12 protein-coding genes are annotated in these 15,270 nt (G+C 60.2%); 6 read left to right on the forward strand and 6 right to left on the reverse strand.

The window, feature by feature from the left end:
- Position 1: 1 nt before the first annotated feature.
- From pabB to PSH79_RS09085, 4 genes are all read right to left on the reverse strand, one after another.
- Positions 2-1,345: an aminodeoxychorismate synthase component I gene (gene pabB, locus PSH79_RS09070; RefSeq protein ID WP_305442251.1), complete on the reverse strand. Its 1,344-nt coding sequence runs from the start codon at positions 1,343-1,345 to the stop codon at positions 2-4.
- A 212-nt stretch (positions 1,346-1,557) separates the two neighbouring features.
- The gene (locus tag PSH79_RS09075) at positions 1,558-2,544 is read right to left on the reverse strand and encodes an alpha-L-glutamate ligase-like protein (protein WP_150601330.1); all 987 of its coding nucleotides are present in this window, start codon (positions 2,542-2,544) and stop codon (positions 1,558-1,560) included.
- The gene (locus PSH79_RS09080) at positions 2,544-4,079 is read right to left on the reverse strand and encodes an inactive transglutaminase family protein (RefSeq protein WP_305442254.1); all 1,536 of its coding nucleotides are present in this window, start codon (positions 4,077-4,079) and stop codon (positions 2,544-2,546) included. Before PSH79_RS09080 ends, PSH79_RS09075 begins: the two co-directional genes overlap by 1 nt.
- A gap of 5 nt (positions 4,080-4,084) precedes the next feature.
- Positions 4,085-4,621 (reverse strand): ATP-dependent zinc protease, encoded by a 537-nt coding sequence (locus tag PSH79_RS09085; protein ID WP_305442255.1) that lies wholly within the window; start codon positions 4,619-4,621, stop codon positions 4,085-4,087.
- Between the two features lie 407 nt (positions 4,622-5,028).
- Between PSH79_RS09085 and PSH79_RS09090 the strand changes: the two genes are divergently transcribed.
- The 6 genes from PSH79_RS09090 to prpD all read left to right on the forward strand — a co-directional run bounded on the left by PSH79_RS09090 (position 5,029) and on the right by prpD (position 13,600).
- Complete coding sequence (locus tag PSH79_RS09090) at positions 5,029-5,751, forward strand: GntR family transcriptional regulator (protein WP_185037038.1); 723 nt, start codon at positions 5,029-5,031, stop codon at positions 5,749-5,751.
- Positions 5,748-6,638 (forward strand): methylisocitrate lyase, encoded by an 891-nt coding sequence (gene prpB, locus PSH79_RS09095; protein ID WP_095047757.1) that lies wholly within the window; start codon positions 5,748-5,750, stop codon positions 6,636-6,638. The genes PSH79_RS09090 and prpB overlap by 4 nt, the downstream gene beginning before the upstream one ends.
- A gap of 126 nt (positions 6,639-6,764) precedes the next feature.
- A complete protein-coding gene (prpC, locus tag PSH79_RS09100; RefSeq protein WP_305442257.1) occupies positions 6,765-7,892 on the forward strand; it encodes a 2-methylcitrate synthase in 1,128 nt (375 codons plus the stop codon).
- A 206-nt stretch (positions 7,893-8,098) separates the two neighbouring features.
- The gene (gene acnD / locus PSH79_RS09105; RefSeq protein WP_305442258.1) at positions 8,099-10,693 is read left to right on the forward strand and encodes a Fe/S-dependent 2-methylisocitrate dehydratase AcnD; all 2,595 of its coding nucleotides are present in this window, start codon (positions 8,099-8,101) and stop codon (positions 10,691-10,693) included.
- Positions 10,694-10,747: 54 nt separating this feature from the next.
- Positions 10,748-11,938 (forward strand): 2-methylaconitate cis-trans isomerase PrpF, encoded by a 1,191-nt coding sequence (prpF, locus tag PSH79_RS09110; RefSeq protein WP_305442259.1) that lies wholly within the window; start codon positions 10,748-10,750, stop codon positions 11,936-11,938.
- Positions 11,939-12,115: 177 nt separating this feature from the next.
- Positions 12,116-13,600, forward strand: a complete 1,485-nt coding sequence (prpD, locus tag PSH79_RS09115) for a 2-methylcitrate dehydratase (protein ID WP_305442261.1) — start codon at positions 12,116-12,118, stop codon at positions 13,598-13,600.
- A gap of 3 nt (positions 13,601-13,603) precedes the next feature.
- Here the strand turns inward: prpD and PSH79_RS09120 are convergent, their stop codons facing one another.
- Together PSH79_RS09120 and PSH79_RS09125 are read right to left on the reverse strand one after the other, a co-directional pair.
- Positions 13,604-14,332, reverse strand: a complete 729-nt coding sequence (locus tag PSH79_RS09120; protein ID WP_305442263.1) for an alanyl-tRNA editing protein — start codon at positions 14,330-14,332, stop codon at positions 13,604-13,606.
- Positions 14,333-14,361: 29 nt separating this feature from the next.
- Positions 14,362-15,237: a DMT family transporter gene (locus PSH79_RS09125; protein WP_305443898.1), complete on the reverse strand. Its 876-nt coding sequence runs from the start codon at positions 15,235-15,237 to the stop codon at positions 14,362-14,364.
- Positions 15,238-15,270: the final 33 nt, after the last annotated feature.

Consider the following 15,270-nt stretch of genomic DNA (forward strand, 5'->3'; position numbering starts at 1 on the left):
TTTAAAGGTTTTGCAGGGTTTCGAGGAGGATTTTCACTTTGGTAATCGACTCCTGATATTCAGCCTGCCAGTCCGAATCCGCGACAATCCCGCCTCCGCCCCAGCAGCACACCTGCCCATCCTTGACCAATAGACTGCGAATGGCGATGGAGCTGTCCATCTCGCCGCGTACGTCCAGATACAGCAGCGAGCCGCAATACAACCCGCGCCGGGTCGGCTCCAGCTCATCGATGATCTGCATTGCCCGAATCTTCGGCGCACCGGTGATCGAGCCGCCGGGGAAGCTGCCGGCGATCAGGTCCAGCGCATCGCGATCCTGCGCCAGTTCGCCGGTCACGCTGCTGACCAGGTGATGCACGTTCGGGTAGCTTTCCAGGCTGAACAACTCTGGCACCCTCACCGAGCCGATGCGGCAGGTGCGGCCGAGGTCATTGCGCAGCAGGTCGACGATCATCAGGTTTTCCGCGCGATCCTTTGGGCTGGCCAGCAGTTCGGCTGCGTTGGCGGCGTCTTCGGCTGGCGTCAGGCCACGGGGGCGGGTGCCCTTGATCGGGCGGGTTTCGACTTGGCGCTGGCTGACTCTGACGAAACGCTCCGGTGACAGACTCAGCACTGCGCCGCCGTCGGGCAGGCTCTGGAAGCCGGAAAACGGGGTCGGGCAAGCTTCGCGCAGGGCGCAATAGGCCTGCCATGGATCGCCCTGGCATGGCGCGCGGAAACGCTGGGCGAAGTTGACCTGATAGCAGTCGCCGGCCTGGATGTAATGCTGAATGCGCTCGAACGCTTGACGGTAATCGTCGGCCGAGAGATCGGCGGTCATCGGATTGTTTAACTTGAACGGTGTCAGCTCGGTTTCGGCAGGCTGAGTAAACAGCGCAATCAATCGCAGCTTTTCACTGTCGATCACCGATGGGTGAAACACCAATTGGCTGCTGCCTGCCTGGTGATCGCTGACCAGTGCCCAGTCATACAGACCGAACCGCGCATCCGGCAATTGCAGATCATCCCGCGCCTGACTCGGTAGATTCTCCAGATGCCGGCCGAAGTCATAACTCAGATAACCGATCAGTCCACCGACGAACGGCAGTTCATAAGCGTCAGGGAGATGCGCTTCGCCCAAACGGCTCAGATTGTCGCGCAGACGTTGCAGGAAATGGCTGCCGCTCTCGTCCGGCAGCACCGCCAGTTGTTCCAGCGGCCAGGCGCTGAGCAGGTCATAACGGCCACGGTCGGCACTCGGCCGGCCGCTGTCGAGCAGCACGGCGCCGGGGGCGTTGCGGATGGCCGCGAAGTAGTCGGCGGGGTTGGCGCGGTAGGGCAGCGGATGTACGGAACAGGTCAACATGGGCGGGGCAGATCGGCCGTTGAGGCGGGGTGGGGATTGTAGTCCTCTGCGGGAAATGCTCCTAGAGGGGATGTCGGGGATTGGCAGATTGGCGGCAGGTTGAATCCTGTGGTGGCTGTGAGTGAGGCATCGCGAGCAGGCTCACTCCTACAGGGGAATGCGTGCCAATGTAGGCATGAGCCTGCTCGCGATGGCGTCAACTCGGTCTGGAGTCAGCCCTCTACCGCAGGAATATGCCCAAACATTTCCTGAGTAAACGCCACCCGCTCTTCAACCGACTCCGTCACTCCACGTGCCTTCAGCTCTTCCAGCCGCGCTTCCACCGCATGGGTGCGCAACGTCAGCCCGCAGTCGTTGGCAATCTGAATGTTCAGCCCCGGCCGCGCATTGAGCTCAAGAATCAGTGGACCCTTTTCCTGATCCAGCACCATGTCCACGCCGATGTAACCCAAGCCGCACAGCTCATAACAGCCGGCGGCGAGTTTCATGAAACCGTCCCAGTAGGGCAGTTGCACGCCGTCCACCGCGTTGGTGGTGTCCGGGTGTTTGGTGATGATGTTGTTCAGCCAGGTGCCGCGCAGGGTAAGACCGGTGGCCAGGTCGACACCCACACCGATGGCGCCCTGGTGCAGGTTGGCTTTGCCGCCGGACTGGCGGGTCGGCAAGCGCAACATCGCCATCACCGGATAACCCATCAGCACGATGATGCGGATGTCCGGCACGCCTTCGTAGCTGATGCTTTTGAAGATCTGATCCGGGGTCACGCGGTATTCGATCAGTGCGCGATCGCGGTGGCCGCCCAGCGAGTACAGGCCGGTGAGGATGCTGGAGATGTGATGCTCAAGCTCTTCGTGGGCAAGGATCTTGCCCGACACCGTGCGATAGCGTCCCTCGAAACGGTCGGCAATCACGATGATGCCGTCACCGCCGGCACCCTGGGCCGGTTTGATCACGAAGTCGCTGCGCCCGCCGATGATCTCGCCGAGCTTGTCGATTTCCTTCTCGGTGGAGATCACGCCATACAGTTCCGGCACGTGAATGCCGGCCTCAATGGCGCGCTCTTTGGTGATGATCTTGTCATCGACGATCGGGTACAGGCTGCGCTTGTTGTACTTGAGCACATAGTCGGCGTTACGCCGATTGATGCCCATGATGCCCCGGGCTTCCAGGGCCTTCCAGGTCTTCCAGAAACCGAACATCAGTGATCAGCCTTGTTCAGGAACGCCTTGAAACGCACCAGCTCGGTCAGGCGGTAACCGCGATAGCGACCCATTGCCAGCATGAAACCCACCAGAATCAGCAGGATCGCCGGGAAGGTGAACACGAAGTAGACCAGTTCCGGCACGGTCATGATCAGGTGCGCCAGCGAGGCGGCGAACAGCGTGCCGATCGCGACTTTCATCGCATGGCTGGCACCGCGTTCTTCCCAGGTGATCGACAGGCGTTCGATGGTCATGGTCAAAATCACCATCGGGAACAGTGCCACCGACAACCCGCGCTCCAGCCCGAGCTTATGGCTGAACAGGCTGATCGCCGCAATCAGCACCACGACAAAGGTCAGTACCACCGAGAGTCGCGGCAGCATTTGCAGCTTCAGGTGTTCCAGGTACGAGCGTAATGACAGGCCCAGCGCCGTGATCACGGTAAACAGCAGGATGCCGAAGCCCAACTGCGTTTCACGGAAGGCGAGGGCGATCAACACCGGGGTAAACGTGCCGAGGGTCTGCAGGCCGATCAGGTTGCGCAGGATCAGGATCACCAGCACGCCGATCGGGATCATTACCATGATCATGAACGTCTGCTGGGTCTGCAGCGGCAGGCCATACAGCGAGTACTCAAGGAAGTTGGCGTCGGTATTTTCGTCGGTCAGCTTGGCCAGACGAATCGCGTTCATCTCGCTGTTGTTCAGGCTGAAGGTCACGTTGGCCTTCTTGCCGCCGTCGACGGTGATCAGGTTTTCATCGCCGGTCCACCAGAGCAGGCGGTCGGTCGGCAGGCCCTGTTCGCCGGTTTCCGGGTTGAAGTACAGCCAGTCGTTACCGTTGAAGCTGCGCAGCCACAGCTCAGGAGTTTGAGGCTGGTCGGCGACGAGGCGGATGGTGTGGACTTTTTCCACCGGGACATGGGCGATCGATAGCAGCAATTCGACGATTTTGGCTTTGTGCGGTGTCGATGGATCGCCGGCCAGCAGCAGTTTCACGTTGTCGTCGTTGACGTTGTTGACCCGTTTTATCGCCTCCCCGATGAAGGTTTCGACGTCGGCCGAGTGTTGGCGGATCGGTGCAAGCAGGGCTTCGGCAGCGATTTTTTCCGGGCCTTCGATAACCATGCTGTCGCGGAAAGTCGGGCCTTTGATCTTGGTTTTTTCTGCGGTGTAACGCTTGGTCAGCACCAGACGGTAATAAAGGGTCTGGTTGCCCTTGGCCCGGCGCGCCGACCAAGTCACCTTGCGGTTGCCGTCGACACGGTTCACGGCCACGCCGTAGTTATTGGAGATGAAGCTCTCGTTGAGGCTGACGTAATCGCGGCTCAGCGGCGGCACGAACATCTGGATCTTTACCGGGTCCTTGGTGCTGGCGACGAACTCGACTTTGGCGTCGATGTTCCACAAGTCGTCGGTGGCGTCTTCGGTGACCGGGATGCCGAGCACGAAAATCTGATAGGCCGTAACCGAAACGCCCAGCAGCACCAGAATGGTGATCAGGATTTTCAGGTGGAAGGTTAGAGAACGCATGAAAATTACTCGGCGGTATGAGCGGCGATGGTGCAGGCGGGTTTGCCTGCAGCGTATTTAAGACTTGGGTCGACCAGCGCGTCGAAGCGTTTCAGTGCTTCGGAGCCGATCAAAAGCGGATATTGGAACGCACTTCGGTCGGTCAGGTTCACTTCGATGCTGCGCATCGCCGTGCCCATGCAGATATCCAGCTCGATGACCGGGCGGGCGGTGTACTTCCTGCCTTCCTCCGGATCGTAGTCGCCGGCGCGACGCTTGATCTTGCTGACCCGGGCCAGCGGGCGTTCGATCGGGTGCGAATGCGCAGCGTCGATAGCCAGATAGAAGCGCACCCAGGACTCACCGTTGCGTTTGAAGCGTTTGATGTCGCGGGCGCTCAGCGAGGCGGTCTTCGCGCCGGTGTCGAGTTTGGCCGCAACTTCCAGATTGATGCCATCGAGGGCGGCGTATTCGTTGAGGCCGTACACGGTCTTTTCCCCCGCGGCGGCGAGGCCGGGCAGGCAGAACAGAGCGAAAAATGTGGGGAAAGGCTTGAGTCTCATAAATCCTGGTGCGCAGCGTTCCGTTTTCGGTTCAGGTCCCTGGCAAAAACTTGCGCAAGGCCCTTCGTGTGCCTATCAGCTTTTTATGACAAGCCGTACAAATGGCCAGCAAATGCGGGCGGCATTCTAGCACGGTGGTTTTATGGCGCCAGCGCCCGAGCCGGTCTATAACCCTTGGGGTTCCCTGTGGGAGCGAGCCTGCTCGCGAAGGCGGTGCGTCATCCCAAGCAGATGCTGACTGACACTACGCTTTCGCGAGCAGGCTCGCTCCCACAGGGATTAATCGACCAATGGAAGATTGCCTACGGTTATTAGACGATTGTCGACAATGTCTATTTATCCTTTGACTGATGCGGGCGAATTGGCTAGTTTTTGCCGCATTGGATTTCAAGGTGTCGACAATCATGCTGGATCAACTGGATCCCCCGGTCATCAGCGGCGACGATTCCGAGACGCTTTCGGAAAACGTCTTCCGGCGCATTCAGGCGGCCATCGTCAAAGGCGAGATCGCCCCGGGCAGCAAGATCTCCGAACCAGAACTGGCGCGCACTTACGGCATCAGTCGCGGGCCGCTGCGTGAGGCGATTCATCGTCTGGAAGGTCAGCGCCTGTTGGTGCGCGTACCGCACGTCGGTGCGCGAGTGGTCTCGCTGAGCCACGCCGAATTGATCGAACTCTACGAAATCCGCGAATCCCTCGAAGGCATGGCTTGCCGTCTGGCAGCCGAGCGCATGAGCGTTGAAGAAATCGACGAACTGCGCCGGGTGCTGGAAACCCATGAGCGCGACGCGGCGTTTCAGGCGGGCGTCGGCTACTACCAGCAGGAAGGCGATTTCGATTTCCACTACCGGATCATCCAGGGCAGCGGCAACCGCACGCTGACCCAGATGCTTTGCGGCGAGCTGTATCAATTGGTGCGCATGTACCGCATCCAGTTTTCCACCACGCCCAACCGTCCACGCCAGGCGTTCGCCGAACACCACCGGATTCTCGATGCCATCGCCGACCGTGACGGCGAACTCGCGGAATTGTTGATGCGCCGTCACATCGGCGCCTCGAAACGCAACATCGCCCGTCATTACCAGGACGGCGCCCACAATAAGACAGCCACTGAACGAGGTGAGTCATGAGTTCCAACCTGAACACTCCAGGCCAGCGTTTTCGCGATGCGGTCGCCAGCGAGCATCCATTGCAGGTAGTCGGTGCGATCAACGCCAACCATGCGCTGCTGGCCAAACGTGCCGGTTTCAAGGCGATCTACCTGTCCGGTGGCGGGGTGGCCGCAGGCTCGCTCGGCGTGCCGGACCTGGGCATCACCGGCCTGGATGACGTACTCACCGACGTGCGTCGCATCACCGACGTCTGCGACCTGCCGCTGCTGGTGGACGTGGACACCGGTTTCGGTTCTTCGGCGTTCAACGTGGCGCGTACCGTCAAATCGATGATCAAGTTTGGCGCGGCGGCGATTCACATCGAGGATCAGGTCGGCGCCAAGCGCTGCGGTCATCGTCCGAATAAAGAGATCGTCAGCCAGCAGGAAATGGTCGATCGCATCAAAGCTGCCGTTGATGCGCGTACCGACGACAGCTTCGTGATCATGGCCCGCACCGATGCGCTGGCGGTGGAAGGTCTGGAGTCGGCACTGGATCGCGCCGCTGCGTGCATCGAGGCCGGTGCCGACATGATCTTCCCGGAAGCCATCACTGAGCTGGAGATGTACAAGCTGTTCGCCAACCGCGTGAAGGCACCGATTCTGGCCAACATCACCGAGTTTGGCGCGACACCGCTCTACACCACCGAGCAACTGGCTGGCGCCGACGTGTCGCTGGTGCTTTATCCACTGTCGGCCTTCCGCGCGATGAACAAGGCCGCCGAAAACGTCTACACCGCGATCCGCCGCGACGGCACGCAACAGAATGTCATCGACACCATGCAGACTCGCATGGAGCTTTACGATCGCATCGACTACCACACCTTCGAGCAGAAGCTCGACGCGTTGTTTGCCGCCAAGAAATAAACATCAAAAGATCGCAGCCTGCGGCAGTTCCTGCATGAACCGCATTCCCCTGTAGGAGCTGACGAGTGCAACGAGGCTGCGATCTTTTCGCCACACTCCCTAACAAATTCAAGATTGGAGAACACCATGGCCGAAGCAAAAGTACTCAGTGGTGCCGGGCTCCGGGGCCAGGTTGCCGGGCAAACCGCACTGTCCACCGTGGGCCAGGCCGGTGCCGGGCTGACCTATCGCGGCTACGACGTGCGTGAACTGGCAGCCGATGCACAATTTGAAGAAGTGGCGTACCTGTTGCTCTACGGCGAACTGCCGACCCAGGCTCAACTCGACGCCTATCAGAGCAAACTGAGCAAGCTGCGCGACCTGCCGCAAGCGCTCAAGGAAGTGCTGGAACGCATCCCTGCCGACGCCCACCCGATGGACGTGATGCGCACCGGTTGTTCGTTCCTGGGCAACATCGAGCCGGAGAAGGATTTCTCCGAGCAATTGGACAAGACAGACCGTCTGCTGGCCGCGTTCCCGGCGATCATGTGCTACTGGTATCGCTTCAGCCACGACGGCAAGCGCATCAACTGCGTGAGCGATGAACCGACCATCGGCGGGCATTTCCTGCACCTTCTGCACGACAAGAAGCCAAGCGAACTGCACGTCAAAGTCATGAACGTGTCGCTGATTCTCTACGCCGAACACGAATTCAATGCCTCGACATTCACCGCGCGGGTTTGTGCTTCGACCCTGTCCGACCTTTATTCCTGCGTCACGGCGGCCATCGGTTCGCTGCGCGGCCCGCTGCACGGCGGCGCCAACGAAGCGGCGATGGAAATGATCGAGCGCTTTTCATCGCCGCAAGAGGCGGTCAAAGGCACCCTCGGCATGCTCGAGCGCAAGGACAAGATCATGGGCTTCGGCCACGCGATCTATAAGGACAACGATCCGCGCAACGAGGTGATCAAGGGCTGGTCGAAAAAACTCGCGGACGAAGTGGGCGACAAGGTGTTGTTCGCCGTTTCGGAAGCCATCGACAAGACCATGTGGGAGCAGAAAAAACTGTTCCCCAACGCCGACTTCTACCATGCCTCGGCGTATCACTTCATGGGCATCCCGACCAAGTTGTTCACGCCGATCTTCGTCTGCTCGCGCCTGACCGGCTGGGCTGCGCATGTATTCGAACAGCGTGCCAACAACCGCATCATCCGTCCAAGCGCCGAGTACACCGGCGTCGAACAGCGCAAGTTCGTGCCAATCGAACGTCGCTGAAATGGTGAGGGCCAAGCGCTGATCGGAGACTCACCGAAGACCCTGTGGGAGCTAGCTTGCCAGCGATGACTGAGTCACATCCAACATTGATGTCGACTGACCCACCGCTATCGCTGGCAAGCCAGCTCCCACAGGGTTCGGGGGTGAATTTCAAGGTCGGTGTCGCGCCCACCCTTTGCAACCACCGTGACCCGAGTCCTGACCCGATGAACACAGAATTCCGCAAGAACCTGCCCGGCAGCCCTCTGGATTACTTCGACGTCCGCGCGGCGGTCGATGCGATTCAGCCCGGCAGCTACGACACCCTGCCGTACACCTCACGCGTGCTGGCGGAAAACCTCGTGCGTCGCTGCGATCCGGCCACGCTGACCGATTCCCTGAAACAGCTGATCGAGCGCAAACGCGACCTCGACTTCCCGTGGTTCCCGGCCCGTGTGGTGTGCCACGACATTCTCGGCCAGACCGCGCTGGTCGACCTAGCCGGCCTGCGTGACGCGATTGCGTTGCAGGGCGGTGACCCGGCGCAGGTCAACCCGGTGGTGCCGACACAATTGATCGTCGACCACTCGCTGGCGGTCGAGGCGGGCGGTTTTGATGCGCAGGCGTTCGAAAAAAACCGCGCCATCGAAGACCGTCGCAACGAAGACCGTTTCCACTTCATCAACTGGACAAAAAAGGCCTTCAAGAACGTCGACGTGATCCCTCCGGGCAACGGCATCATGCACCAGATCAACCTGGAGAAAATGTCTCCGGTGATCCAGGTGCGCGACGGCGTGGCGTTCCCCGACACCTGCGTCGGCACTGACAGCCACACCCCGCATGTCGATGCGCTGGGCGTGATCGCCATCGGTGTTGGCGGCCTTGAAGCCGAAAGCGTGATGCTCGGCCGCGCCTCGTGGATGCGCCTGCCGGAAAGCGTCGGCGTCGAGTTGACCGGCAAGCTGCAACCGGGCATCACCGCCACCGACATGGTGCTGGCGCTGACTGAATACCTGCGCAAACAGAAAGTCGTCGGCGCCTGGCTGGAGTTCTTCGGCGAAGGCGCCTCAGCGCTGACCCTGGGCGACCGCGCGACCATCTCCAACATGGCCCCGGAATACGGCGCCACTGCCGCGATGTTCTACATCGATCAGCAGACCATCGATTATCTGAAACTCACCGGTCGTGAAGACCAGCAGGTTCAATTGGTCGAGCACTATGCCAAGACCACCGGTCTGTGGGCTGACAGCCTGAAAGGTGCGCAGTACGAGCGCGGTTTGACCTTCGACTTGTCGTCGGTCGTACGCAACATGGCCGGTCCAAGCAACCCGCACGCTCGCGTCGCCACCAGCGATCTGGCCGCCAAAGGCATCTCTGGTCAGTGGGAAGATGTGCCGGGCCAGATGCCCGACGGCGCAGTCATCATCGCCGCCATCACCAGTTGCACCAACACCAGCAACCCGCGCAACGTGATCGCCGCCGGCCTGATTGCACGCAATGCCAACAAGCTTGGCCTGACCCGCAAGCCGTGGGTGAAATCGTCGCTGGCGCCGGGTTCGAAGACCGTGGCGCTGTACCTCGACGAAGCCGGGTTGACCACGGAACTGGAGCAGCTCGGTTTCGGCGTCGTCGCGTTCGCCTGTACCACCTGCAACGGCATGTCCGGCGCGCTGGACCCGGTGATCCAGCAGGAAATCATCGACCGCGATCTGTATGCGACCGCCGTGCTGTCCGGCAACCGCAACTTTGACGGCCGGATTCACCCGTACGCCAAGCAAGCGTTCCTCGCTTCGCCGCCATTGGTGGTCGCGTATGCCATCGCCGGCACCATCCGTTTCGACATCGAGAAGGATGTACTGGGCGTGGTCGACGGCAAGGAAATCCGCCTGAAAGACATCTGGCCTAGCGACGAAGAAATCGACGCGGTGGTGAAGTCTTCGGTCAAGCCTGAGCAGTTCCGCCAGGTCTATATCCCGATGTTTGCCGTCCACGAGGACACCGGCCCGAAAGTCACGCCGCTGTACGACTGGCGTGAGATGAGTACCTACATCCGCCGTCCGCCGTACTGGGAAGGCGCGCTGGCCGGCGCTCGGCCGCTCAAGGGCATGCGCCCGCTGGCGGTGCTGCCGGACAACATCACCACCGATCACCTGTCCCCCTCCAACGCGATCATGCTCGACAGCGCCGCCGGCGAATACCTGGCGAAAATGGGCCTGCCGGAAGAGGACTTCAACTCTTACGCAACGCACCGTGGCGACCACTTGACCGCCCAGCGCGCGACGTTTGCCAACCCGAAGCTGTTCAACGAAATGGTCGTTGAGAACGGCAAGGTCAAGCAGGGTTCGCTGGCCCGTGTCGAGCCGGAAGGCAAAGTGATGCGCATGTGGGAAGCCATCGAAACCTACATGGAACGCAAGCAGCCGCTGATCATCATCGCCGGCGCCGACTACGGTCAGGGTTCGTCCCGCGACTGGGCGGCCAAAGGCGTGCGGCTGGCCGGTGTCGAAGCGATTGCCGCTGAAGGTTTCGAGCGTATTCACCGCACCAACCTGGTGGGCATGGGCGTGTTGCCGCTGGAGTTCAAGCCAGGGACCGACCGTCACACCCTGGCCATCGACGGTAGCGAAACCTACGACGTGATCGGCGACCGCAAGCCGCGCGCCGATCTGACACTGGTGATCCACCGCAAGAATGGCGAGCGCGTTGAAGTGCCGGTGACTTGCCGTCTCGACACCGCTGAAGAAGTGTCGATCTACGAGGCCGGCGGCGTGTTGCAGCGCTTCGCTCAGGATTTCCTCGAAGAGTCGGCGGTTGCCGTTTAAATCACGTTTTGTGCTCGCGGGCTTCAACGCCCGCGTTGACGATGAAGGAGCACCATGGCTCACGCACCGCAAATAAAGATACCCGCCACCTACATGCGTGGCGGTACCAGCAAAGGCGTATTTTTCAGCCTGCAAGACTTGCCCGAGGCTGCCCAAGTCCCCGGCCCGGTACGCGACGCCTTGCTGCTGCGGGTGATCGGCAGCCCCGATCCGTACGACAAGCAAATCGACGGCATGGGCGGCGCCACCTCGAGCACCAGCAAAACCGTGATCCTGTCGAAAAGCATCAAGGCCGATCACGACGTCGATTACCTGTTCGGTCAGGTCTCTATCGACAAGCCGTTCGTGGACTGGAGCGGCAACTGCGGCAACCTGTCGGCCGCGGTCGGTTCCTTTGCCATCAGCAACGGTCTGGTCGACCCCAGCCGCATTCCGCACAACGGTGTCGCTGTGGTGCGTGTATGGCAGGCCAACATCGGCAAAACGATTATTGCCCACGTGCCAATCACCAACGGTGAAGTGCAGGAAACCGGTGATTTCGAACTCGACGGCGTGACCTTTCCGGCGGCCGAAGTGCAGGTCGAGTTCATGGACCCGGCGGCGGAAGAAGAGGGCGGCGGTGGTTCGATGTTTCCCACTGGCAACCTGATCGATGAGCTGGAAGTGCCGGGTGTCGGCACGTTCAAGGCAACCATGATCAATGCCGGGATTCCGACGATCTTCGTCAACGCCGAAGACATCGGCTACACCGGCACCGAGCTGCAAGGCGCAATCAACAGCGACCCGAAAGCCTTGCAAATGTTTGAAACCATCCGTGCCTACGGCGCGCTGCGCATGGGCCTGATCGCCGATCTGGATGAAGCCGCCAAGCGCCAGCACACGCCGAAAGTCGCGTTTGTCGCCAAGCCTTCGGATTACGTGGCGTCCAGCGGTAAGGCGATTGCGGCGGGTGATGTTGATTTGCTGGTGCGCGCGTTGTCGATGGGCAAGTTGCATCACGCGATGATGGGCACGGCGGCGGTGGCGATTGGTACGGCGGCGGCGATTTCCGGCACGCTGGTGAATCTGGCGGCCGGTGGCGTTGAGCGCAGTGCGGTGCGCTTCGGGCATCCTTCCGGCACGTTGCGGGTCGGTGCCGAGGCGAGCCTGGAAAACGGTGAGTGGGTGGTGAAAAAAGCCATCATGAGCCGCAGTGCCCGCGTCCTGATGGAAGGCCTCGTGCGCGTCCCTGGTGATTCTTTCTAAACGACAACTTCCCCTGTAGGAGCTGCCGAAGGCTGCGATCTTTTGATCTTTCCTTTAAGAACCAGATCAAAAGATCGCAGCCTTCGGCAGCTCCTACATGGGGTCGCATTTCAATTCTAAAAGTCCATTGCCTGAACCGAGGTCCCATCAACGAACCACTTCAAGAGTGAATCGAACATGAGCGCCAACGTCGACCTGAACAACCGTCCCGACTACGACCGTGTCCTGCAGGATATCGCCGACTACGTCCTCACCTTCAAAGTCGAATCTGCCGAAGCCCTGAACACCGCCCGCAACTGTCTGATGGACACGCTGGGCTGTGGCTTGCTGGCCCTGCGCTTCCCCGAATGCACCAAACACCTCGGCCCCATCGTTGAAGGCACCGTCGTGCCGTTTGGCGCGCGGGTTCCGGGTACCAGCTATCGCCTCGACCCGGTGAAAGCCGCCTGGGACATCGGCTGCATCGTGCGTTGGCTCGACTACAACGACACTTGGCTCGCCGCCGAATGGGGGCATCCGTCGGACAACCTCGGCGGGATTCTCGCGGTGGCTGATCACCTTTCGCAAAAACGTCTGGCCAACGGTGAAGCGCCGCTGACCATTCGCCATGTGCTTGAAGCGATGATCATGGCCCACGAGATTCAGGGCGTTATCGCCCTGGAAAACTCCTTCAATCGTGTAGGACTCGATCACGTCATTCTGGTGAAAGTCGCCTCGACCGCCGTTACCGCCAAACTCATGGGCGCAAATCGCGAGCAACTATTGTCGGCGCTCTCTCATGCCTTTGCTGATGGTCAGGCGTTGCGCACTTATCGTCATGCGCCGAATGCCGGTTCGCGAAAGTCTTGGGCGGCGGGGGATGCCTCAAGCCGAGGCGTGAGACTGGCCGACATCGCCATACGCGGCGAGATGGGTATTCCAAGTGTTTTGAGTGCGAAACAGTGGGGCTTTTACGACGTGCTGTTCAGCCACACCAACAACGATCTGGCGCTGAAAACCGAAGACAAACGCAGCTTCAGCTTTTCACGGCCGTTTGGCAGTTACGTAATGGAAAACGTCCTGTTCAAGATCAGCTTCCCCGCCGAATTCCACGCACAAACCGCTTGCGAAGCCGCTGTCACTTTGCATCCACACGTGCGCAATCGCCTGCACGAAATCGACAAAATCGTCATCACCACCCACCAATCGGCGATCCGCATCATTTCCAAGGTCGGGCCGCTGGCCAACGCCGCCGACCGCGATCACTGCATCCAGTACATGACGGCCGTGCCGCTGGCCTTTGGCAATCTGGTGGCCGAGCATTACGAAGACGATTTCCACAAGGCCCATCCGATCATCGATGTGCTGCGCGAAAAAATGGTCATCGTCGAAGAGCCGCGCTTCACCCGCGAATACCTGGAAGCCGACAAGCGCTCGATCGCCAACGCCGTGCAGGTGTTTTTCAAGGACGGCTCCAGCACCGACAACGTGGTGGTGGAATACCCGATCGGCCATCGCCGCCGTCGTGCCGAGGGCATTCCGTTGCTCGAAGACAAGTTCAAGGCGAACCTGGCAACGCGATTCACTGGCCAGCGCAGCGGCGAGATCTTCGCGCTGTGCAAGGATCAGGCGCAGCTTGAGGCGACTCCGGTGAACCGCTTTGTCGATCTGTTCGTGATCTAAGGCTTATTCAAACCGCAGAATCACCCGGCGGTTGGTCCTGCTTTTCTTCTCGATTTTTTCGCAGAACACCCGGCCGATTTCCCGGGTGTTCTGCACGTGGGTGCCGCCACAGGGCTGGATGTCGATGCCGATGACTTCAACCATCCGCAGTTCACTCTCAATCGCCGGTGGTTTAGCCGTTTGGCTGCCGTTTTTTTCCATCAGTGCGGGGCACTCCGAGGCGGGCATCGACAGGGTGGTGACTGGAATGGCCTGCTCGATCAGCGCGTTGAGGTCGCGGGTGAGGCTGTCCTTGTCGAGGGTCATTTGCGGCAGATCGAAATCCAGACGTCCCTTGTCTGCGCTGATACTGCACCCGGTGACCGGCGCATTAATGATCGAACCCAACAGGTGCAGGCAGGTGTGCATCTTCATGTGTTGATAACGACGCGCCCAGTCCAGGCTGGCATTCAGGAGTGTGCCGACGCACAACTGAGGCGGGCATTGCGCCACGTTGTGCCAGATGATCGATGGCAGCAAGGGATCGCGCAGCGTTCCTGTCACGTCGATCCGCGTGCCATCCGGCAGGCTGAAGTGTCCGGTATCCCCCGGCTGCCCGCCACCGGTGGGATAGAACAGCGTGTGTTCGAGGACGACAGCCTGATCAACCACCGCGATTACCCGGGCACTGAAGTCGCGCTGGTAAGGGGCGTTGTTAAACAGGCTAAGGGTTTCTATGGTGTGTATCGACATTTGAACCTCCGATGTTCAATGCATGTTTTTTAGCGCTTGGCGGGCAGCTTGGTGATTGCAAAACCGGCGAGCAGGATTGCCGAATACAGCATCAGGTCCCGAGAAATTTCCGTGCCTTCGTACCAGGCGCCGATGATCACGGCGAACACCGGAAAGATGATGAACACGAATGACAAAAGGACCGGACTCAGGCGCTTGAGCAGGACGAAATAGACAATAAAGCCCCCGACCGACGCCACCAGTCCGAGGTAGAGCAGGGCGCCCCAGGAACGTGAAGTGATGGTGGCGAACGTCGGGCTTTCCAGTGAAAGGCCAGCGACCAGCAGCATCACACCGGCGATGCCGATGGGCAGGGTGTTGTAGGTGATCACGCTGATCGCGCTGCCGTGCTTTTTGGTCACCACGTAGCACAGCGCATGGAGGAGCGCCGCGCTGAGAATCGCCAGCACACCAAGCCATTCCGCCTGGTCCAGATGCAATCCCTGGCTGCGGATAATCATGAACAGGCTGCCGAAACCAATAGCGATGCCGAGCATCTGCGCCGGGTGGATTTTCTCCCGCAGAAACAGCGCAGAAAAAATCAGGATGAACACCGGCATGCAACTGAACAGCAGCGCGGTCAGGCCGGACGACACATGCATTTCGCCGTAGTTGAGCAGGTAGTAGGGCAGGCTGAAATACGACAGCGTGACGAACACAAAGAACCACCGGCTCTGCCGGGGGAACAGCAACGGTTCCTTGCGTAATGCGGCAAAGCCCAAAAACAGTGGAAAGCCAATCAGAAAGCGCAGACCTGCCGCCGTCAGGGGTGGCACGCTTTCCACCGCAATCTTGATCCCCAGCCACGTGGTGCCCCAGCTCACGCAGACGATCAGAAACAGGAGGCTGGTGATCAGTCCGGCCAGCCACGGGCGGGCAATGTTCGACGGCGTGCTGAT

Source organism: Pseudomonas sp. FP2196, assembly GCF_030687715.1.
In the GTDB taxonomy this organism is placed as follows: Bacteria; Pseudomonadota; Gammaproteobacteria; order Pseudomonadales; family Pseudomonadaceae; genus Aquipseudomonas.